At 33.6% G+C, this 17,801-nt stretch carries 15 protein-coding genes; 9 read left to right on the forward strand and 6 right to left on the reverse strand.

Annotated features, from left to right (window positions below):
* The first annotated feature begins 366 nt into the window (after nt 1–366).
* The 5 genes from SOM12_RS23625 to SOM12_RS23645 all read left to right on the forward strand — a co-directional run bounded on the left by SOM12_RS23625 (nt 367) and on the right by SOM12_RS23645 (nt 3,614).
* A complete protein-coding gene (locus SOM12_RS23625) occupies nt 367–1,494 on the forward strand; it encodes an Mrp/NBP35 family ATP-binding protein (RefSeq protein ID WP_095929733.1) in 1,128 nt (375 codons plus the stop codon).
* A 143-nt stretch (nt 1,495–1,637) separates the two neighbouring features.
* Complete coding sequence (locus tag SOM12_RS23630; RefSeq protein ID WP_095929732.1) at nt 1,638–1,877, forward strand: NifU family protein; 240 nt, start codon at nt 1,638–1,640, stop codon at nt 1,875–1,877.
* 215 nt (nt 1,878–2,092) lie between these two features.
* Nucleotides 2,093–2,572 (forward strand): hypothetical protein, encoded by a 480-nt coding sequence (locus tag SOM12_RS23635; RefSeq protein WP_095929731.1) that lies wholly within the window; start codon nt 2,093–2,095, stop codon nt 2,570–2,572.
* Between the two features lie 56 nt (nt 2,573–2,628).
* Nucleotides 2,629–2,946, forward strand: coding sequence for a 2Fe-2S iron-sulfur cluster-binding protein (locus SOM12_RS23640; protein ID WP_095929730.1), 318 nt, complete (start codon nt 2,629–2,631; stop codon nt 2,944–2,946).
* A gap of 335 nt (nt 2,947–3,281) precedes the next feature.
* The gene (locus tag SOM12_RS23645) at nt 3,282–3,614 is read left to right on the forward strand and encodes a hypothetical protein (RefSeq protein WP_320495803.1); all 333 of its coding nucleotides are present in this window, start codon (nt 3,282–3,284) and stop codon (nt 3,612–3,614) included.
* A 97-nt stretch (nt 3,615–3,711) separates the two neighbouring features.
* Here SOM12_RS23645 and SOM12_RS23650 read toward each other — a convergent pair whose 3' ends face one another.
* The 4 genes from SOM12_RS23650 to SOM12_RS23665 form a co-directional block, all read right to left on the reverse strand.
* Entirely contained in the window at nt 3,712–4,701 is a 990-nt protein-coding gene (locus SOM12_RS23650; protein ID WP_320495804.1) for an aspartate-semialdehyde dehydrogenase, read from the reverse strand.
* Nucleotides 4,702–4,859: 158 nt separating this feature from the next.
* On the reverse strand, nt 4,860–5,318 hold the full coding sequence (locus SOM12_RS23655; protein ID WP_320495805.1) for a hypothetical protein: 459 nt from the start codon (nt 5,316–5,318) through the stop codon (nt 4,860–4,862).
* 117 nt (nt 5,319–5,435) lie between these two features.
* Nucleotides 5,436–5,813, reverse strand: coding sequence for a large conductance mechanosensitive channel protein MscL (gene mscL / locus SOM12_RS23660; RefSeq protein ID WP_320495807.1), 378 nt, complete (start codon nt 5,811–5,813; stop codon nt 5,436–5,438).
* 68 nt (nt 5,814–5,881) lie between these two features.
* Complete coding sequence (locus SOM12_RS23665; protein WP_320495808.1) at nt 5,882–8,353, reverse strand: bifunctional UDP-N-acetylmuramoyl-tripeptide:D-alanyl-D-alanine ligase/alanine racemase; 2,472 nt, start codon at nt 8,351–8,353, stop codon at nt 5,882–5,884.
* A gap of 318 nt (nt 8,354–8,671) precedes the next feature.
* On the opposite strand from SOM12_RS23665, the gene SOM12_RS23670 reads away from it, so the two are divergent.
* Nucleotides 8,672–9,277 (forward strand): hypothetical protein, encoded by a 606-nt coding sequence (locus SOM12_RS23670; protein WP_253251814.1) that lies wholly within the window; start codon nt 8,672–8,674, stop codon nt 9,275–9,277.
* On the opposite strand, the gene SOM12_RS23675 is transcribed toward SOM12_RS23670, so the two are convergent.
* Complete coding sequence (locus SOM12_RS23675) at nt 9,272–9,976, reverse strand: porin family protein (RefSeq protein WP_095929724.1); 705 nt, start codon at nt 9,974–9,976, stop codon at nt 9,272–9,274. The genes SOM12_RS23670 and SOM12_RS23675 overlap by 6 nt on opposite strands.
* 738 nt (nt 9,977–10,714) lie before the next feature.
* Between SOM12_RS23675 and SOM12_RS23680 the strand changes: the two genes are divergently transcribed.
* The 3 genes from SOM12_RS23680 to SOM12_RS23690 all read left to right on the forward strand — a co-directional run bounded on the left by SOM12_RS23680 (nt 10,715) and on the right by SOM12_RS23690 (nt 16,498).
* A complete protein-coding gene (locus SOM12_RS23680) occupies nt 10,715–12,922 on the forward strand; it encodes a TonB-dependent receptor (protein WP_320495811.1) in 2,208 nt (735 codons plus the stop codon).
* Between the two features lie 146 nt (nt 12,923–13,068).
* Nucleotides 13,069–15,171 (forward strand): prolyl oligopeptidase family serine peptidase, encoded by a 2,103-nt coding sequence (locus tag SOM12_RS23685; protein ID WP_320495813.1) that lies wholly within the window; start codon nt 13,069–13,071, stop codon nt 15,169–15,171.
* A gap of 331 nt (nt 15,172–15,502) precedes the next feature.
* Nucleotides 15,503–16,498, forward strand: coding sequence for a Gfo/Idh/MocA family oxidoreductase (locus tag SOM12_RS23690; RefSeq protein ID WP_320495814.1), 996 nt, complete (start codon nt 15,503–15,505; stop codon nt 16,496–16,498).
* Between the two features lie 269 nt (nt 16,499–16,767).
* On the opposite strand, the gene SOM12_RS23695 is transcribed toward SOM12_RS23690, so the two are convergent.
* Nucleotides 16,768–17,721 (reverse strand): outer membrane beta-barrel protein, encoded by a 954-nt coding sequence (locus SOM12_RS23695; protein ID WP_320495815.1) that lies wholly within the window; start codon nt 17,719–17,721, stop codon nt 16,768–16,770.
* Nucleotides 17,722–17,801 lie beyond the last annotated feature (80 nt).

The raw sequence follows: 17,801 nt of genomic DNA on the forward strand, positions 1-17,801 counted from the left end.
AAAAAATTACTCAAAAAACCTTAGTTTTCACATATTTTTTTCCTGTCTGGTAATCAATCGATTTGGGTAATCAAATATAACGAAGTTTTGTGAGAATTTTATTTATTTGAAAGAAAACTTACATAAAAGAACATTCTTTTAAATTGGAAAAACTTTTCTAAATGCATCAAAATAGATAATGCTACATAAATTCCATTTTAATGAAAAGTTATGTTGAATAATTTTGAATAATCTCAATATCAATAATTACAATCCAAAAACGCTTAATTTCCGAACTTAATCTGTTATCTTTGCACCCTGAAATCAGTTTAAATAAATATAATCTTATAAGACTGTTTTTAGAGAATAAAAAAATAGCCCATTACAATGAAACTAGATAGAAAAGAAATTCTAAAAGCCTTAGAGACAATCACTATTGCTGGAGAAGGAAAAAATATGGTTGAAAGCGGTGCTGTAACCAATGTTATTACATTTGGAGATGAAGCTGTTGTAGACCTTGTATTGCATACGCCTGCTATGCACATCAAAAAAAGAGCTGAAGATGATATTAGAAGAACAATTCATGAACTAATATCGCCAGATGCAAAAGTAAAGGTAAATATTAAAGTAGAAGCTCCAGAGAAACCGGAAATTAAAGGCCGTGCTATTCCTGGAATTAAAAATATTATTGCAGTTGCCTCTGGTAAAGGAGGAGTAGGAAAATCTACTGTAACTGCAAACTTAGCTGTTACACTTGCAAAAATGGGCTTTAAAGTTGGTGTTTTAGATGCTGATATCTATGGTCCCTCTATGCCAATTATGTTTGACGTTGAAAACGAAAAACCGATTTCGGTAACAGTTGACGGAAAATCAAAAATGAAACCTATTGAAAGCTACGAAATCAAAATGCTTTCAATCGGATTTTTTACAGCGCCAAGTCAAGCTGTAATCTGGAGAGGGCCAATGGCTGCAAAAGCATTAAACCAAATGATTTTTGATGCAGATTGGGGAGAATTAGATTTCATGCTTCTTGACCTGCCTCCTGGAACTGGAGATATTCACCTTTCTATCATGCAGTCACTTCCAATTACTGGAGCGGTTGTAGTAAGTACTCCGCAAGCGGTGGCACTTGCAGATGCAAAAAAAGGTGTGGCAATGTTTATGCAAGATAACATCAATGTTCCTGTTTTAGGAATTATAGAAAATATGGCTTACTTTACACCAGAAGAATTGCCAGAAAACAAATATTATATCTTTGGACAAGAAGGTGCTAAAAACCTTGCTGAAGATTTAGGAGTTCCGTTTTTAGGAGAAGTTCCAATTGTACAATCTATTCGCGAAGCAGGAGATTACGGTCGTCCGGCAGCATTGCAGACTGGTTCTCCAATAGAAACAGTTTTTGAAGAAATTACTAGAAATGTTGTACAAGAAACAGTAAACAGAAACGAAAGCTTACCAGCAACAGAAGCCATCAAAATTACAACAATGGCAGGTTGCTCGGCAGTTAAAAAATAATTAGATAATTGAGATGATGAAACTAATGAGATAATTTGAAAATTAGATAATGAGATAATTTCACGCAACAAAGTAAATTTTCTAATTTTCTAATTGGCACATTTTCGAATTAAAAAACATTCTCTAATTGACACATTAATATTATGACAACAGAAGAATTAACAAGTAATGTTTTATTGGCCTTAGATGAGATAAGACCATTCTTAAAATCTGACGGTGGAGATATTTCATTAATTTCTATCGAAGATGACAAACATGTAAAAGTTCGTTTGGAAGGAGCTTGCATTAGCTGTAGCGTTAATCAAATGACACTAAAAGCTGGTGTTGAAACTACCATAAAAAAATATGCGCCACAAATTGAAACTGTGGTAAATGTAATGTAACAAAAACAGCATCTTTTTTTCCAAATTAAACCCTAAAAGTTTAACAAGAATAATAGGTAAATTATTGTTTGATTGAAAAAATCATAAAATAACACCTAAAAAAAGACGTTTTTTGCCACATTCACAAAAAACAACGCAAAGATTTAAGAGTTTCTGTTAAGGAATTGTTACATTTTTAACTTAAATTTGTCACAAAACCCTTAAATCTTAAACTTATGAAAAACTATTACGCTCTTTTTTTATTATTGTTTTTTGTTTCTGTAGGATATGCCCAAAGTAAGAATGTTGTGGTTGACAAGGCTTGGGTAAGTGAATCTGAAGAATGGTCTGACTTTCAATATTCAGGTAAGATTATCTTTTCAATCAATCCAAACGAAGCACCTGGAACATTGCGAATTGGAAACTACGATTTCTTATACGATTTTGTAGAAGGAAAAGCAAAATTTACAGTAAAATCAACTTACAGTTCAGCAGAATTCTCAAATCCGAGAAAGCTTTCTGCTTCAACTGACAAACAAGGAGTATTAAACACGACTTACGAAGGAACATTGATTTTCCAGTCTGATAGAGATTATTATTCTGTAATCGCAGTGGTTACAATTCTTGAAAAAAACGATAACGTTCTTGGTGTAAAAATGCACTTAAAAGAGAATGATAGAAAAGAATACGCTTTTAGTACTAAACCTACTAGCTAATATAAATTAGGATTTTTTCACGTTATAAAATCCTGCCAAAAATTCCAATAATTAAAATGGATGTATTAATTAAAATTAAAGATCGAGAAGGAGTTATACACGAATTACAGGCTCCGACTGATATGGCAATGAATATAATGGAGTTATGCAAAGCATACGAACTTCCTGTTGAAGGAACCTGCGGAGGTATGGCCATGTGCGCATCTTGCCAGTGTTATGTTCTAAATGATGTTGCATTACCAGAAATGGGAGACGATGAAGAAGCTATGCTTTCGGAAGCATTTTATGTTAAGTCTAATAGCCGTTTGGGTTGTCAGATACCAATTACTGAAGAATTAGAAGGACTAGAATTAGAACTGGCTCCGGAATATTAAAAATAAAAGAAAAGCGAGGATTTATTGATTCTCGCTTTTTTATTATCAGTTCTCATTAGCAATATAACTTCGAAATAGATTCTATTTCTCTCATATACGGTTTCATTCTTCAGAATTATTAAACTCTCTTTTACAAAGCTTTCATAAACTCCCTCGGGTTTTTAAATAATTTTGTTCCCGCAATTAGACAAAAACTAAATAAGTTTACACCACATTAAGCTTATTATATTATTATCCTGACTTTTACAGGCTACCCATAGACTCTTTTGAAAATACTTTTGTAAAAAATTAAGGACTAAACCTATCCTTATATTAATCAGCAAAAATATTCTAATATGAAAAAGTTTCTAAATTACATCAGTATTACATTAATTGCTTTGACATTGTTTTCATGCAGCAAAAATGAATGGACGCCAGAAGTAGAAGCTGAATTTAAAATTGATGCAAAAGAAGGAATGCTAAAAAAGGGGAAAGGAATGCTTTCAGAAGATCAGGTGGATTATATTGTTGATTGTTCTGTTCAAAAATTCAAACAGCAAAACATTTTACCTAATGACACTAAAAAACCTGAAAATGAATCAAAAGTAAAACAGGCTGCTAAAGAATGTGCTCAGGAATGGCTTACCAAAAATCAGGACAAAATAGGAAAATCGATACTAGCAGAATAAATATTCTAGAATTATAATTCTATTAAATCAAAAAAACCGTAATTACATTGCTGCAATTACGGTTTTCTCTTTATAACAATTTAATTTAATCTCTAGATTATACCAAACCTGCTTTGATTAAGTATTCAGCGATTTGGATCGTGTTTGTTGCAGCACCTTTTCTTAAGTTATCGGCAACAATCCACATGTTTAATGTATTTGGCTGGCTTTCGTCACGACGAATTCTTCCAACAAAAACATCATTTTTACCTTCTGCATATAATGGCATTGGGTAAGTAAAGGTATCTAAATTATCTTGTACCGTTACTCCGTCTGTATTGTGTAAGATTTCACGAACTTCATTTACATCAAAATCATTAGTAAACTCAACGTTTACAGCCTCACTATGTCCGCCTACAACTGGAACACGAACAGCAGTTGCAGTAACTCTAATAGTGTTATCTCCTAAGATTTTTTGAGTTTCGCGAACTAATTTCATTTCTTCTTTAGTGTACCCGTTTTCTTCAAAACTATCGCAATGTGGAATTGCATTTCTGTGAATTGGATATTTGTAAGCCATTTCACCTTGAACTCCAGCGTACTCGTTTTCTAATTGTTTAACCGCTTTTACACCAGTTCCTGTAATAGATTGGTAAGTAGAAACAATGATTCTTTTAATGTTGTATTTTTTGTGCAAAGGAGCCAAAGTCATTACCATTTGAATAGTAGAGCAGTTTGGATTTGCAATAATTTTATCTTCTTTAGTTAAAACAGAAGCGTTGATTTCTGGAACTACTAATTTTTTAGTAGGATCCATTCTCCATGCAGATGAGTTGTCGATAACAGTTGTTCCGGCCGCAGCAAATTTTGGAGCCCATTCTAATGAAGTATCTCCTCCAGCAGAGAAAACAGCGATATCTGCTTTCATATCAACAGCTGTTTGTAAACCTACTACTTTATATTTCGTTCCTTTATATTCGATTTCTTTTCCAACTGATCTTTCTGATGCAACAGGAATTAATTCTGTAACAGGAAAATTTCTTTCTGCTAATACTTTAAGCATTACTTCGCCTACCATTCCAGTAGCGCCTACAACTGCAATTCTCATTTTTATATTTTTAAATAATCAATTAATCTATTTTGTTACGCAAAAGTAAGTATAATAAAAGTCTCCGCAAGGTGATTCACAAAAAATAACAAAATGTTACAAAATAAACATTTTGTAAAAAAACCGCCTCTTTAGAAGGCGGTTAAATTTAAGTTTTTTCAATTCCATCCTGGACCATTTTTTTCTATACAAGGCTTAATAGCTCCCCAATCAGAAAACTCCAAAGGTGGCTCACCATTTTCAGATAATATAAACATTGTGTAAAATATTTCAAAATAATCGATATTTAAGCATGAATATTCTTCTCTCAAATCTAATAGTTTAGCTCTTCCTATTATAATTGACTCCCCAAATAATTGTTGATTCTCTACTGTAAGACTTCTTAAGTCTAAATGTCTATTTACAAATTCGTCTGTACTTGTTTTATAAAATCCCCAGCCACACTCTCCGCTCTCATCATCTAAATCTGGAATTTGAGTCTCTAACCATTTCGCTAGATCTTTTCCATCTTCAATCAACAGCAATTCTTTGATCACAATTTTTAAAATTTCATCATAACCTGTCCATCTTCTTCCAAAACATCTACCGTCCTTAAATACTATAAATCCACTTGCCATAAATCATTTAAATTTAAACTTTCCAATCTTTGTTTATTTATAAGCTTCCTTATCGTTTAAAAAAACCGCCTCGTTAAAAGGCGGTTAAGTTAGACTTAGTGTAGCGGTATTATATTTTTATTTATTTTTCAACAAATCTCTAATCTGTGTCAATAATTCTTCTTGAGTTGGTCCAGCTGGAGGCGGTGGTGCAACATCTTTCTTTTTAGCATGATTCATCGCCTTAATTATCAGGAATAAAACAAAAGCCACAATTACAAAGTTAATTACTGCCGATATGAAGATTCCATACTTTACACCTCCAAAAGCAGTTAATTCTTCGATAGTCGATAAATGCGCAGCATCTAAAGCTGGTTTCAACAATAATGGCGTAATTACATCTTCAATAAATGAGCTTACAATTTTACCAAATGCAGCTCCAATGATCACCCCGACAGCCAGGTCAACCACGTTGCCTTTCATTGCAAATTCCTTAAATTCTGAAAAAAATCCCATATTTGATCTGTTTAGTTGAATAATAAATGATTATCGAAAATACGCAATTTTATTGGAATTTCTTAAAATTATCTGAAAAATACCCTTTTTACTCGCTGCGAAATACTGGTCATTATCTCGTATGGAATCGTTTTCAAGGCTACAGCCATCTCTATCACAGTCGGGCTTTCGCCAAAAATAATTACCGAATCGCCTTCTTTGCAATCTATATCGGTTACATTGACCATCAACATATCCATGCAGACGCTTCCGACTATTTTGGCTTTTTGATTTTTGATGGTGACAAAACCCACTTCATTTCCCCATAATCTCGCAATTCCGTCTGCATATCCAATCGGAATTGTGGCAATTTTAGTTGCTACATCGGCCATAAAACGGCGTCCGTATCCCACGCTATCGCCAGCAGGAATGGTTCTGACTTGAGAAATTATTGATTTTAATGTTCCAACATTTTCTAAATACTTTTGCTCTGCAGGATCATTTGAAACTCCGTACAATCCAATCCCTAAACGCACCATGCTGTATTGTGCATCAGGAAAATTACTGATTCCGGAAGTATTCAAAATATGTCGGATTGGATTAATATTTAATTCGCTTCTTAGTCTTGAAGATAATTTCTCAAACAATGCAATCTGCTGTCGCACAAAATCAAAATGTTTTGGATCATCGCTTGTTGCCAAATGCGATAAAATACTTTGAACACGAACCGTTGAATTTCCTTTTAAAGTTGCAATCAATTCGTCGATCGTATTGTTTTCAAAACCCAGACGATGCATTCCTGTATCTATTTTGATATGAATTGGATACTCTTTTAAGTTCTTTTCGCGAGCTATTTTCAAAAAGGCATTTAGTCCTTTCAGACTATAAATCTCAGGCTCTAATTGGTATTGAATAATAGATGGGAAACTGGTCGATTCTGGATTTAAAACCATAATGGGAAGTTTTATTCCTCCGTTTTTCAACGCAATTCCTTCATCCGCGAAAGCGACACCCAAATAATCTACTTTTTGATGTTCTAGTAATTTTGCAATTTCTAATCCGCCGTTTCCATAACCAAATGCTTTTACCATCACCATCATTTTGACATTTGGCGCTAGTTTTGACTTATAATAATTGAAGTTATGCGTGATCGCATCGAGATTAATTTCAAGAACGGTTTCATGTGTTTTTTCTTCTAGAAGCGAAACAATTTCTTCAAATTGAAAAGATCTTGCTCCCTTTACTAGAATCGTTTCATTATTGAAATTCAGATTATCGATTTCGGCTATAAAATCGGTCGTGTTTTCAAACATTGTACTGTTTGGAAACTTCGCTTTAAAAGAAGAAATTGTGGGCCCTATACCAATTACGCGGTTTATTTTATTATCTGAGATTAACTGAGCAACTTTAGAATACAATTCTTCATTGCTGAATCCGCTTTGAAAAATATCTGATAAAATAACCGTTTTTGAAGCACCTTTTTTCTTCTGACTTTCTAAAAAGTCTAAAGCAATTTTAAGCGATTGAAAATCGGAACTGTAGCTATCGTCAATAATACTGCAATTATTGATTCCGTTTTTTACTTCCAAACGCATACGAACAGGATATAGCATCTCAATTCGATTCTGAATCGTTTCTTGATCGTAATTAAAGTTTAATAAAACTAATAAACAAGAAATCGCATTTTCTACCGAAGCCGAATCGTTAAAGGGAATTTCTAAACTGAAAATTTCGTTTTTGTATCGATATTGAATAAAAGTATGGTCATTTTTATGTTCTCGTTTTTCAATAAAAACATCTGCATTTTGATCGGTAAAACTCCATGAGAAAAGTTTTCGTGGATGCACCATGTATTCTGCTGCAAACTGCGTTAAACAAGATTCGACAACTTCGTTTTTTTGATAGATAATGATCGGACAATCTTTAAACAAAAGTAATTTTTCATCAATCTTTTGCACCAAATTTAGAAACCCTTCATCGTGCGCGCTTCCAATATTAGTGAGCACACCTATTGTAGGTTTAATTATTTTTTCCAGATGAGTCATTTCGTTAACCGTCGAAATTCCAGCTTCGAAAATGCCTAAATTATGCTTTTCATTAATTGCAATTACCGAAAGTGGAACCCCTACTTGAGAATTATAACTCTTTGGACTTCTAATAATATTATAATCCGGACTCAATAAGAAATTAAGCCATTCTTTTACAATCGTTTTACCATTGCTCCCTGTTAATCCAATAACTGGAAAATGGAATAAGTTTCTATAGTAAGCAGCAAATTCCTGAAGTGCAAAAAGCGTATTTTCAACAATCAAAAAATTAGCTTTATCGGCATAACCTTCTGGAATATATTGCACAACAAAATTTTGAACCTTGTTTTCTATTAAATCTGGAATAAACAAATGAGCATCATTGTTAACCCCAGCCAGAGCAAAAAATAATGTTTGCGATCCGTTTTGAAGCGAACGGCTGTCAATTGAGATATGATCGATTAAAACATCAGCATCTGAGCCAATCCATTTGGCGTTGAGAACTGAAACAAGGCTTTTTAAATTTAGACTCATTTAGAAATTTCTTTTTTTCAAATTTAAAAAAAGGTTTGCCACGAATGTCCCAAATTTTTACAAATTAATTTCACGCAGATTTAAAAAAAATTAAGCAGATGCGCGCAGATTTTTTTATTAATTAAATTGGCTTAGATCTGCCTAAATCTGCAGAATCTGCGTGAAAATTTTTAGCCACAGATTAAAAGATTATCACTGATTATAATCCTTTTTAATCCTAAAAATCTGTGGCAAAAAAAATAATTTGTGGATTCGTGTAATTCGTGGCAGAAAAAATTTATTGATTATATTTGTTTTTACACTACAAATTTCCATGTTTTGAAAAAAGTACTTCCGATATTCTCCTATATATTACATCCGATTTTTATATCGTTATATGCAACTTTGTTTTACCTATTTTACAAAGACGATATTTTCAGTACAAACGAAAAGTATTTTGTCTTAATTCAGATTTTGGTCATTAACGTCATTGTTCCTGTCTTGTTTTATCTATTGTTAAAATCGACTGGGCATGTAAAATCAATAATGCTAAGTCAGACTTCAGAACGAACGATTCCGCTTATTCTGCAATGCTTCCTGTATATTTTATTAGTTAAAAGAAGCATCATAATTACGCGTTATCCAGAGCTTCATTTCTTTTTTCTTGCAGCATTATTCAGTACTATTTTAGCACTGGTATGTGTACTGTTCAAGACAAAAGCAAGCTTACATATGGTTGCTATCTCAGGTTTAACGATTTTTGTTATTGGATTAAATATTCATCTTCAGCTTCATAATCCGTATTGGCCCGCTTTACTTATTTTATTATCGGGAATTGTGGCCTCATCCCGTTTAGAAATGAATGCACATACTTCTAGAGAAATATTAATTGGATTGTTTGTTGGAATAATGCCGCAGCTTCTATTTTTATATTTGTGGCTATAAAATGTAAAAGATCAATCCTGCATTTAAGGTTTTCATATTGATTTTTTCGCCAGACAAAGTAGTTGCCGAATTAAACAAAGGGCTTAAACCATAATAGATGTAAACATTCCAAGTGTTGTATCCCGCCGAAAGATATGGGCCGTACTGAAATTTATTGATATTATCGTTATTCTTAATTCTATATGTCGTTTCTCCATCATCAAGAATAGAGGAACTTGAAAACACATAACTCAATTTTATACCACCATAAATACGCCAGAATTTAGTGCTCTCGAAAGTCGAATTACGCCATCTAAATTCTATTGGAAGATCTACAGAATATTGTCGGTAACGATTAGAAACAAATTCTCCATAACTGTTAACTCCATATATAATTGCACCTGAAGCATCCTCAGAAATCGTTAAATTTTGATAATAATTCTGATAACTCAATCCCAAACCCGTAGCAATAGCAATAGTTCTCGATTTATTAACCGGCATATCGCGTAAGAAACCTCCCGAAAGCCCAAGAGAAAACTTATTCTGTTTGAAATTAACTGGAATATCAGTAAACATATTATAAGTAACCGAAAAATAAAACTGATCTTCTCGATACAAAGAATCTATTTTTACAACTGGTTTTATCTCAGGCTTAACGTCTTCTTGTGCAAAAGAGTTAAAAAAAGTGAGTAAAAATAAGCAGCTAAAAATAATTCGCATATCGTAAATTGGGTTTAAAAAGAGGATTTTAAAATAAACGTTTTTATGTGTTTATTTATTTCATATACAAATATAATACAATGCTTTTAGCAACACTAAGAAATGCAAATATTCTTATTTTACCTGCTAATAAAATTAATTGCTGCATATTTTTCAATAAATCGGCTGGAAAAACCAAAAATAAATGAATTATCTTTTTATGTTTTATACCTTTGCAGTAAATGAAGAAAAAACAGCTCATACTAAGTTTATCTTTTGCTGTCACGATATTGTTCTCAATATTGTTTCAGTCTATACATAGTTATGAGCATATTGTAAGGCAGCTTTCAGAAAAACAGTGCCATCATAATTATAATGATCCGAACGGCGAAATAACGCATCAGCATCATGATTATGACGTTTGTTTTGTTTGCCATTTTGCTTTTGAATCTTTTATTCTTCCGCAAGATTTCTCTTTTGAATTTCGTTCATTTGATAGAGAAACCCCTTATTTCTTCCCATTTTCGGAGAAGATTTTTTCAATTTCGACCACTTCGTATTTCTTACGGGGGCCTCCTGCCACTATAGTTTCTTAAGTTTCGATTATTCGAAAAAACAGCACATTTCTTTTAATTTAAAATTCAAATAACATTGAGTTTCCTAATCCTATTTTATCAATTGGGATCAGAATGCTTTATTGTTGGCTTTTGGTTTTTCATTCGAAGAAAAAAATCCATTTAACTATAGCATCATTTTCAAATGAAAAAATTTATAATAGCCCTTATTTTAGGGTTTTCGAGCATACTTACTGCTCAAAATTCGGTTTCTGGAACCGTAACCGACAATCAGAATAATCCACTGCCTGGAGTTTCTGTTTATGCTCCAGAATTACATAAAGGAACTACAACAGACGCAAACGGAAAATACGAATTGAATAATCTTCCAAATGGAACTCTACGTATTGCTTTTACTTATGTTGGATATGCCAATCAAAACAAAACGATTGCTAAATTATTGAAACAAAACACACTAGATATTGTTCTTGAAGAATCTATTTTAGAAATGGATGAAGTAGTGGTTTCAACGCCTTTTAACAAACTGCAATCGCAAAACGTAATGAAGATTGAGCACGAAAGCATTAAAACATTACAGCAAAAAGGAACTTCTACTTTAATTGAAGGTTTGGCAACAATTCCTGGAGTTTCTCAGATTTCTACAGGAACTTCTATCGGAAAACCTGTAATTCGCGGGCTTAGCGGTAATCGTGTTTTGGTTTACTCTCAAGGCGTTCGTATAGAAAACCAGCAGTTTGGAGACGAACATGGTTTAGGTTTAAACGATGCAGGAATAGAAAGTGTTGAAGTGATTAAAGGCCCTGCTTCTTTATTGTACGGTTCTGATGCTTTGGGAGGTGTTTTATATTTCAATCCTGAAAAATTTGCAGATGCAGGCGATTTTAAAGCTAATTTCAGTCAAAAATATTTTACAAATACACAAGGAAGCAATTCGTCTATCGGATTGAAAACTTCTACCGATAACTGGAAATTCTTAGCACGAGGAAGCTACAACACGCATTCTGATTACAAAATTGCTGACGGCGATCGCGTAACCAATTCACGCTATAACGAAACTGATTTTAAAACGGGAATCGGGTACAGCAATTCTACTTTTTCTAGTGTTGTAAGATATAATTTTAACAAACTTGACATTGGAATTCCAGAAGATGGAATTGCAGACCAATCTTCCAGCAAAGACACTCAATTTCCGAGACAAGGAATTTACAATCATTTATTAAGTTTGAATAATGTGATTTTCTTTGAAAATTCAAAACTAGATGTCGATTTAGGATATATCGCCAATGATAGAAGCGAATTTGAAGATAGCAACGAAGCTTCTCTTCACATGAAATTGAATACTTTCAATTATAATGCGAAATATCATTTTCCTAAATTCGGAAAAATTGAAACTATTTTTGGTGTTCAAGGAATGCACCAGACCAACAAAAATTCTGGAGAAGAATATTTAATTCCAGATGCCACAACGAATGATTTTGGAGTTTTTGGAACTGCCAATTACGAATGGGACAATAGCGTTATTCAAGCCGGATTGCGTTTTGACAACAGAAACATTACTTCGATAGCACACGGAATTGAAGGCGAAGAAGGCTATTTTCAAGCTTTAGATCGCTCTTTTGATAGCTTTAACGCTTCTTTAGGTTACAAAACAAAATTTGCTGAGCCTCTAACTTTTCGTTTGAATGTAGCAACAGGATTTAGAGCGCCGAATTTGGCAGAATTGACTTCAAACGGTGTTCATGAAGGAACCAATCGTTACGAAATTGGAAATGCAAATCTGAAAACAGAACAAAACGTTCAGACTGATTTGAATTTAGAATATAAAAACTCGCATTTTGAGTTCTTCGTAAACGGATTTTACAATCACGTAAACAACTATATTTACACTTCGCCAACAGGAGAGGTTTTAGAAGACAATGATGTTTTTGCTTATATTCAGGATAATGCACAGTTGTACGGTGGAGAAGTTGGTCTTCATTTTCACCCTCATCCATTAGATTGGTTGCATTTTGAAACGAGCTTTGAAACGGTTACTGGTAAAAAAGACAACAAAGATTATCTTCCTTTGATTCCTGCAAACAATTGGAACAATACGCTTAGAACCGAATTCAATATCAAAAATTGGTTAAGTGAAGGTTTTGCCTCTTTGAATGTTTCTTCTACTTTCAATCAAGATAATGTAAGCGGTTTCGAAACGGCTTCTAAAGGTTACACTTTGGTGAATTTAGGTTTTGGAGGAACTGTCAAACTAGGAAAAACGGCTTTCGACCTTAACCTTAATGGAAACAATTTGTTTGATAAAAAATATATTGCACACCTTTCTAGATTAAAAACAGACGGTATTCCAAATATTGGAAGAAATATCGTTTTGGGAGTTAATTTCAATTTATAATTTTAAATTTAACCGCAAAGACGCAAAGTTTTAAAATTCTTTGTGAATTCGCGCCTTTGCGAGATTAAAAACATTGCGTACTTTGCGGTTAAAACCTAATATCTAACAAAAAGCTTTATTTTTGTTACAACAGATAAAAACTAATTATGAAGAAAACATTTTTATTAATGGCACTTACAACTGCAGGGGTTTCGTTTGCCCAAACTAAATATCCCGAAACCAAAAAAGGAGAAACTGTTGATGTTTATTTTGATACTAAAATAAGCGATCCGTACCGTTGGCTAGAAGATGATAAGTCTGCCGAAACCGGTGCTTGGGTAAAAGCTGAAAATGAAGTTACTTATGCGTATTTAGATAAAATTCCGTTTCGCGAAGAACTTAAAAAGCGAATGGAAAAACTTTGGAACTACGAAAAGATTGGAGCTCCATCTAAAGAAGGAAAATTTACTTATTACTCTAAAAACAATGGACTTCAGAATCAATCTGTTGTTTACAGAAAAGATGCAAATGGGAAAGAAGAAGTTTTCTTAGATCCGAATACTTTTTCTAAAGACGGAACAACTTCTCTTGGCGGTCTTGACTTTTCTGAAGACGGAAACAAAGCGGCTTATGCAATTTCTGAAGGTGGAAGCGACTGGAGAAAAGTAATCATCATAGATGCGCTTTCTAAAAAAGTTGTAGAAGATACTTTGGTAGATGTGAAATTTAGTGGTGTTTCATGGTACAAAAATGAAGGTTTCTACTATTCTAGTTATGACAAACCAAAGGGAAGTGAATTATCTGCTAAAACAGATCAGCACAAATTATATTTCCATAAACTGGGAACTCCTCAAAAAGACGATAAAGTAATTTTTGGAGCAGATCAAAAAAGAAGATATGTGGGCGGATATGTTACTCAAGACAATCGTTATTTGGTAATTACAGCTGCTAACTCAACTTACGGAAATGAATTGTACATTAAAGATTTGACAAAACCGAACAGTCCAATTGTTACAATCGTAGACAACTTTAACAGCGATAGCAATGTTATCGAAAACGAAGGAAGCAAATTGTTTATAGAAACCGATTTTAACGCTCCTAACAAACGTGTTGTAACGGTTGATGCAGCAAATCCGAAACCAGAAAACTGGAAAGATTTTATTAAAGAAACCAAAGATATCTTATCTCCTTCAACTGGTGCTGGCTATTTCTTTGCTAATTACACAAAAGATGCTGTTTCATTTGTACAGCAATATGATTACAACGGAAAATTAATTCGTGAAATAAAACTTCCTGCTGTTGGAACCGCAGGCGGATTTGGCGGTAAAAAAGAAGATAAAATTTTATACTACAGCTTTACTAACTATATAACCCCAGGAAGCATCTATGCTTTGGAGCCAAAATCTGGTAAATCTGAAGTGTATCAAAAACCAAAAGTAGATTTCAAAAGCGAAGATTACGAATCTAAACAGGTTTTCTATACGTCAAAAGACGGTACAAAAGTTCCTATGATTATTACATATAAAAAAGGAACAAAATTAGACGGTAAAAATCCAACTATTCTTTATGGTTATGGCGGATTCAATATTTCTTTAACTCCAAGTTTCAACATTGCAAATGCGGTTTGGTTGGAAAACGGAGGTATATATGCTGTAGCGAACTTAAGAGGAGGCGGTGAATATGGTAAAAAATGGCACGATGCGGGAACAAAACTTCAAAAGCAAAACGTATTTGATGATTTTATTGCTGCTGCAGAATATTTAATTGCTCAAAAATATACTTCTTCTGATTATCTAGCTATTCGCGGAGGATCTAATGGAGGTTTATTAGTTGGCGCAACTATGACACAGCGTCCAGATTTAATGAAAGTAGCTTTACCAGCTGTTGGGGTTATGGATATGCTTCGTTACAATGCTTTTACAGCAGGTGCAGGATGGGCTTTTGACTACGGAACTGCTCAAGACAGCAAAGAAATGTTTGAATACTTAAAAGGATATTCGCCAGTACACAATGTAAAAAAAGGAACTCATTATCCTGCTACAATGGTAACTACTGGAGATCATGACGATCGTGTTGTTCCTGCGCATAGTTTCAAATTTGCTTCTGAGTTACAGGAAAAACAAACAGGAGAAAATCCGGTTTTAATTAGAATTGATGTTAAAGCAGGACACGGAGCAGGAAAATCTGTTGCAGCTACAATTCAGGAAAATGTAGACATTCAAGCTTTCACGCTTTACAATATGGGTTTCAAAGCTTTGCCTAAAAAGTAAGACTTTAAGCTTAATTTTTTTAGCCACGAATTCACGAATTTAATTTTGTGAATTTGTGGCTTTTTATTTTGATTGAGTTTGAGAATTTTACCGCAAAGCACGCAAAGTTTTTTTATCAGTTTGATTTTGTAAAAAAAAAGCAAAGTTCGCAAAGCTTTATATTGAACCAGCTTTGCGAACTTTGTTTTTCTATAAATATTCTAAGTATAAAAACTTTGCGTGCTTTGCGGTAAAATTAAATCTACTAAATCTGCAGGAAAAATAAATTCGTGGAAATTAGTAGAATTCGTGGCAAACCTTTTTTAAATTTGAGAAACTTAAAACCTAAACCATGAAAATTATAAAATGGGGAATTATTGGCTGTGGAAATGTAACCGAAGTTAAAAGCGGACCAGCTTTTCAGAAAGCTCCAAATTCGGCTTTAGTTGCGGTTATGCGAAGAGATGCGGCTCTTGCCGAAGATTACGCCAAACGCCATAATGTTCCGAAATGGTATTCTAACGCTGAAGATTTAATAAATGATCCAGAAGTTGATGCTGTTTACATAGCTACTCCTCCATCTTCTCATAAAGAATACACTATTTTATGCGCCAAAGCTGGAAAACCTGTTTACGTAGAAAAACCAATGGCTTTGACATTTGAAGAATGCAACGAAATGATTAGCGCTTGCAAAGAGCATAATGTTCCTTTGTTTGTTGCTTATTATAGAAGGGCTTTGCCTCGTTTTTTAAAAATTAAAGAAATAATCGATCAGGGAAAATTAGGAACTATTAGACACGTAAATTGTGTTTTGTATCATCCTTTTGAAGCACGTTATGATGACGAAATCAATCTTCCTTGGACGGTTCTGCCACATATTTCTGGAGGTGGAATTTTTGTTGATCTTGCCTGTCATACTCTAGATTTCCTAGATTTTGTTTTAGGTCCGATAAAATCAGTTCGCGGACATGCCACTTCTCAGTTAATGGCTTATCCTGCCGAAGATACTGTTTCAATGTCATTTTTATTTGAAAACGGAATTCACGGATCTGGTCTATGGAATTTTGCGAGTTTTGAACGTTATGATAATACTGAAATTGTAGGCGATAAAGGTAAAATCTCGTTTTCTACTTTTGGAAATGATCCCGTTCATATTCAATATACCGATGGAGAAAAAGAAAGCATTACAATAGAAAACCCGCTTCACATTCAACAGCCGTTTATTGAAACTGTTATTGCTGAACTTTTAGGAAATGAAAATGCTTCTCCATCAAAAGGTACTTCTGGCGCTAGGACCACTTGGGTTATTGATCAAGTTTTGAAGGAGTTTAGAGAGAATGCGAAATAGTATTTAATTGAATTGCCTACAGCTTTGGTTGTAGGAATACATTAAAAATCTTTGTCAAAGTTTAAAACTTTGACAAAGATAAAAGTGGACAGTTTGTCATTTCGAGGAACGAGAAATCTTCGCGAGAAACTCCTTTCCAATTGTCACCAATCTTTGTAGAGCTACTTATGGAGATTTCTCGTTCCTCGAAATGACAAAAAATGCGTCAAAAAAAAGAGGATATTCTTTCGAATATCCTCTTTTTGTAAACTATAAAAAAAATTGGAAAATTATAGGCTGTATTTGATACCTAAAGTTAATCCTAATCCAGAAATTCCAACATAAGAACTTAATTCATCCATTTTATCATTTGGTCTAGTTGTATCTCTCTTATCTGGGGTAGCTGTATTAGGGTTAAACAAAGCATTATTAGAATTAATATCTAATTGATCTCTGTAAATAGTGTGAATTTGCGAAGTAGATCTTGTAGCTAACGCATCTTGTCCATTTACTGTAAATTCAGTTGTTTCTTTTGTTTTTCCATGAACTGTAAAGTTGCGGTATTCTAATTCGGCAAAAGCAGAAAGGTGTTTAGTAAGTCTGTAAGTTGTACCAACTGCAGCAGTAAATCCTATTGTTGGATTTGGTTTTACTTTGTCTACACTATGAACATTTCCAAAAGCAACTGGAACACCTGTCGTTGGATTGAAGGCAACTGGAGCATATGCATCAGAAGTTATCTCCAAATCTCCATGAACTGGAACTAAAACTCCCACTTTAGTATATGGCTCAAAACCATTAGATTCTCCTAAAAACATCACGATTGCAGGCGCTAAATCAAAAGCTGTAATTTGACCTACAGATTTAAAGCTATACTCTCCTGTTGGAGTAATTGGCGTATCTGTAGTTGTTTGAGCCATCTTTTTATCATTACTAGAATAGTAATTAACTCCTAACTCCACTCCAATACGTGTAGAAAAACGGTAACCAGCAGTTATACCAGTTCTAAAACCTTGTCCAAAAGAACCTGTAATGCTTTTTTCAGAAACCAATTTTCCTCCTACATAAGTTCTGTCTAATGCTGCATTCCCCCCAACAGTTGGAAACTCAGTTGAAGCAGTTTGGTTGAAATAAGATCCACCCAATTTAAAATACCAGCTTTCTGGTTTCTCTGCCTTTTCTGTTTGCGCCATTGTGGCCATAGAGCAAACTAATAACCCTAATAAAAATAGGTTCTTTTTCATAATTTTGATTTATTGATTAGTACAAACATAGAATATTTTAACACATTCTTACAGTTTGTAAAGTTAGACTTGGAACGAAA

It is taken from the genome of Flavobacterium sp. CFBP9031 (assembly GCF_034044945.1).
Taxonomy (GTDB): domain Bacteria; phylum Bacteroidota; class Bacteroidia; order Flavobacteriales; family Flavobacteriaceae; genus Flavobacterium.

Bases quoted from the DNA above. Each gene is read 5' to 3' on its own strand.
- SOM12_RS23625 (WP_095929733.1), top strand. From the start codon at position 367: ATGAAACTAGATAGAAAAGAAATTCTAAAAGCCTTAGAGACAATCACT.
- SOM12_RS23630 (WP_095929732.1), top strand. From the start codon at position 1,638: ATGACAACAGAAGAATTAACAAGTAATGTTTTATTGGCCTTAGATGAG.
- SOM12_RS23635 (WP_095929731.1), top strand. From the start codon at position 2,093: ATGAAAAACTATTACGCTCTTTTTTTATTATTGTTTTTTGTTTCTGTA.
- SOM12_RS23640 (WP_095929730.1), top strand. From the start codon at position 2,629: ATGGATGTATTAATTAAAATTAAAGATCGAGAAGGAGTTATACACGAA.
- SOM12_RS23645 (WP_320495803.1), top strand. From the start codon at position 3,282: ATGAAAAAGTTTCTAAATTACATCAGTATTACATTAATTGCTTTGACA.
- SOM12_RS23650 (WP_320495804.1), bottom strand. From the start codon at position 4,701: ATGAGAATTGCAGTTGTAGGCGCTACTGGAATGGTAGGCGAAGTAATG.
- SOM12_RS23655 (WP_320495805.1), bottom strand. From the start codon at position 5,318: ATGGCAAGTGGATTTATAGTATTTAAGGACGGTAGATGTTTTGGAAGA.
- mscL (WP_320495807.1), bottom strand. From the start codon at position 5,813: ATGGGATTTTTTTCAGAATTTAAGGAATTTGCAATGAAAGGCAACGTG.
- SOM12_RS23665 (WP_320495808.1), bottom strand. From the start codon at position 8,353: ATGAGTCTAAATTTAAAAAGCCTTGTTTCAGTTCTCAACGCCAAATGG.
- SOM12_RS23675 (WP_095929724.1), bottom strand. From the start codon at position 9,976: ATGCGAATTATTTTTAGCTGCTTATTTTTACTCACTTTTTTTAACTCT.
- SOM12_RS23680 (WP_320495811.1), top strand. From the start codon at position 10,715: ATGAAAAAATTTATAATAGCCCTTATTTTAGGGTTTTCGAGCATACTT.
- SOM12_RS23685 (WP_320495813.1), top strand. From the start codon at position 13,069: ATGAAGAAAACATTTTTATTAATGGCACTTACAACTGCAGGGGTTTCG.
- SOM12_RS23690 (WP_320495814.1), top strand. From the start codon at position 15,503: ATGAAAATTATAAAATGGGGAATTATTGGCTGTGGAAATGTAACCGAA.
- SOM12_RS23695 (WP_320495815.1), bottom strand. From the start codon at position 17,721: ATGAAAAAGAACCTATTTTTATTAGGGTTATTAGTTTGCTCTATGGCC.